At 41.9% G+C, this 3666-nt stretch carries 2 protein-coding genes and 1 tRNA gene; all 3 read left to right on the top strand.

Annotated elements, in window-relative coordinates:
- Positions 1-177: 177 nt before the first annotated feature.
- The gene (locus BV375_RS26365) at positions 178-657 is read left to right on the top strand and encodes a DUF4079 domain-containing protein (protein WP_086765964.1); all 480 of its coding nucleotides are present in this window, start codon (positions 178-180) and stop codon (positions 655-657) included.
- A gap of 130 nt (positions 658-787) precedes the next feature.
- Positions 788-3148, top strand: coding sequence for a ComEC/Rec2 family competence protein (locus tag BV375_RS26360; protein WP_086765962.1), 2361 nt, complete (start codon positions 788-790; stop codon positions 3146-3148).
- Between the two features lie 142 nt (positions 3149-3290).
- Positions 3291-3375: transfer RNA gene (locus BV375_RS26355), tRNA-Ser, on the top strand.
- Positions 3376-3666: the final 291 nt, after the last annotated feature.

Raw genomic sequence — 3666 nt, 5'->3', positions numbered from 1 at the left:
GGACGCAACCGTCCCCCAAGCCCCCTCCAAAATAATTGTTCGGTTTTTTGTTTAGGAATTATTTGTGAACTTTGTTGTCAATGAATTTTCTTAACTGAACTGTATTGCCCTATAACCTCCCTGTTTTAGGGAGGTTTGGTATTATCTCCTAGAGCATATAGTTATGGTGTGTGAGAAATGTTGAATTGGAGCGAGTTGCTAGAACCAATCGCTGCTTGGTTTCGTTCTCTAGGGCTCCCCGAACCAATTACTCATTGGGGACATCCGTTAATGATGGCGATTGTTGTATTTGTAATGGGTAGTTTTGTGGGACTGGCTGGTTGGCGGGGAAGACTTGTTGAAGATAAAGATGTGGCAATTAAAAGTCGCAGTGAGCATCGTAAACTAGCACCCTGGCTATTTTTCTTTTTGGCGGCGGGTTATACAGGTGGGGTGCTATCTTTGGTGATGCAGCATCAACCAATTCTAGAAAGTTCCCATTTTTTTACGGGTTCTATTGTGCTATTACTGCTACTGATTAACGGTGCAATTTCTGCAAGTGGATTTGTAGGGAATAAAGCAATATTACGTACTATTCATGCTTATTTAGGTAGTACAGCACTTTCTATTTTGTTTCTCCACGCTTTACTGGGGTTTAAGTTGGGCACATCTTTTTGATAGAATTATTGCAAAAATTTCTACAAATAAAGCCTGTGCCCCCTGAGATTGGTATTCACTGATTATACAAACAAAGCCCGCATGTGCGGGTTTTATTTTATAGTCAGCAAATACTTTTATCAGAAGTCTTATGATTCAGGCTAGTGGTGTAATTATCTGTCTTGGCTATATTTTGGGTCTGCTATTTACAGCAGTACCTTGGGGTGGTGTGTGGATTTTTGTTTTAGGGATATTGGCAGCAGTGCTGTTGCGGCTACGTTCTCTCAAGTCACGGCAACTTGCTCAAAAATCAGAAAATACTGGAACAAAGGCCAAGCCAATATCTAGCTTCTGGCAAAGTACTCTTGATCCTAAAGTATTGCTAGCCGCTGGTTTGGTAGGGTTACTGGCTACCCTATATTTTCAATGGCGAGTACCAGAACCAGGAGCAAAAGATATCAGTAAATTTGTCCCACCAGGAAATAGTAGTAATCAAGAACAGCTTGTGATTGTTCGCGGTGAAGTTGCAAGTACACCACGCTTGACTCGCAGTCAGCGAGGGCAATTTTGGTTAGAAGCGACTCAGCTAGATGAAGTCAAAAAAGATGATGGACCAGGAGGTGCCAGTAAAGGGGTAACAGGTAAGTTGTATGTGACAGTGCCGATACTTCAGGTTACTGGTTTATATCCAGGTCAACAAATTGCTGTAACGGGAGTTTTGTACAAACCAAAAGCAGCTTCTAACCCTGGTGCTTTTGATTTTCAGAAGTTTCTGAAACAAGAGGGTACATTTGCGGGTTTGACAGGGAGACAGATAAATATTTTAGATGAAGAGCAGCGTAAATGGGGATGGTGGCAAGTTAGGGAGCGAATTGTGCGATCGCAAGTTCGGTGGTTGGGTATTCCAGAAGGGCCACTTGTGAGTGCGATGGTTTTAGGCAGCAAAGCTGTTGATTTACCTTATGATATTCGCGATCTTTTTGTCCAAGCAGGGTTAGCTCATGCTTTAGCCGCTTCGGGGTTTCAGACTTCGTTGATTTTGGGTGTGATTTTACAATTAACGAGGCGGGCAAAAAAGGCAACCCAATTTACCCTCGGTTTTTTGGGTTTAATTATTTTCCTGAGTTTAACTGGGTTTCAGCCTGCGGTGCTAAGAGCCGTAATTATGGGTTTTGCGGCATTAGTGGGACTAGCTTTAAAAAGAAAGGTAAAACAATTAGGTTCACTGCTACTAGCGGCTACCTTATTATTGTTATTTAATCCTTTATGGATATGGGATTTAGGTTTTCAACTGAGCTTTTTGGCGACACTGGGATTAATTGTGACAGTACCACCCATAATTCAACGCTTGGGTTGGTTACCACCTGCGATCGCTTCTTTGATTGCTGTTCCTTTAGCTGCTACGATTTGGACTTTACCTTTGCAGCTGTTTGTCTTTGGGGTTGTGCCGTCTTACAGTCTGCTGCTAAATATTGTTAGTACCCCATTTATTTCTGTTCTGAGTATAGGTGGAATTATCAGTGCCTTAGCAGCATTAATTTGGCCAGAAGCAGGAAGTGTTTTGGCTGGAGTGCTGCATTACCCCAGTGATTGGCTAATCAAATTAGTGAAATTTTTTAGCAACTTACCTGGAAACTCGATTGCTGTTGGCAGTATATCTCCTTGGCAGATGATAGCTATTTATACAATAATTTTATTGGTGGTATTGGTGCGTTGGTGGCGACAACGCTGGTGGTTCGCTAGTTGTATTGCTATAGGTTTAGTACTTATCCCAGTTTGGCATTCTGCCAACACCTTGTTTAGGATCACTGTACTTGCAGCAGGTGCAGAACCGGTTGTGGTAATTCAAGACCGAGGAACAGTCACCCTGATTAATAGTGGCGACGAAAGTACAGGACGCTTTACAATCCTACCGTTTTTACAACAGCAAGGTGTCAATCAAATCGATTGGGCGATCGCAACCGATTTCCAAGATCATGAAAGTAGTGGTTGGTTGGAAGTGCTGCAACGTTTACCGATTAAAAATTTTTATAGCTATCCCCCCAAACCAGAAAACGTCATTGAGACTCAGGTAATTCAACAGGAAATCCAAAAACGTCAAGGTGTTTACCAACCTTTGGCACTTGGTCAAGCAATGACTGCTGGTCCAGTCGTAGCTCAATTAGTTAATGACCAGTTACCAGTTTTACAATTGCAAATTCAAGGTCAGAATTGGTTGCTTGTAGGTAACATGAAATCTAAAGAGATAGCACAGCTAGTCAAGTCCGGGGGTTTGGCTCGCCCACAAGTGCTATGGTGTGTACCTCAATCTTTGAAAGATTTAGTTTTAGCCCTACAACCACAGATTGCGATCGCATCTTCTGCCGACCTTGAGCCAAAAGTTTTGTCTGAACTGAGCCAAAGCCAAACCAAACTTTTCTTTACAGGACGAGATGGCGCTATCCAATGGTTACCTGGCAGTGATTTTGAAGCATTTATCCAGGCCACAGAAAGCAAGTCTTCTGTTTTATAAATACCGTTGCTGTTTGCAGGTTACTTTGGGCGATCGTTTTATCTATATGTGATGTTATGATTGCATAGGATATGCGATGGCATTTCTGCAATTCACAGGTTTTAGATTGAGAACATATACTTCAATCTGTGAATCAATAGCTGGAGAGGTGTCCGAGTGGTTGATGGTGACGCACTCGAAATGCGTTTTGGGGAAACCCAACGGGGGTTCGAATCCCCCCCTCTCCGTTTTAAAGACTTTAAATTTTTCAGCGATGAGTAGCTAATAGTTACCCTTTTACTTTAAAAGTGAGTTGGTAATAACTAAGCTTGCCAGCATAAATTGATGTACTCATGAGCTATTCGTACTCTATTTCCTAGCTAATACACTCATTTTTGTAACCAAATGGTCAGGCTATATTATTAAGTATTTTTGACACCTGTAGAGATTCTCACTTGAGTGAGGTACGGGAAGAAGTAATTAATTAACCTGAGTTCGGGATAAGGAAAGGGACAGGTATTAAGCTGAAAATAACGTCA

It is taken from the genome of Nostoc sp. 106C, assembly GCF_002154725.1.
GTDB lineage: Bacteria > Cyanobacteriota > Cyanobacteriia > Cyanobacteriales > Nostocaceae > Aulosira.
The sequence above is the reverse complement of the archived record's forward strand: the minus strand, read 5'-3'. Positions and strand labels throughout refer to the sequence as shown.

Coding starts and splice junctions, on each gene's coding strand:
- BV375_RS26360 (WP_086765962.1), top strand. CDS start 788: ATGATTCAGGCTAGTGGTGTAATTATCTGTCTTGGCTATATTTTGGGT.
- BV375_RS26365 (WP_086765964.1), top strand. CDS start 178: ATGTTGAATTGGAGCGAGTTGCTAGAACCAATCGCTGCTTGGTTTCGT.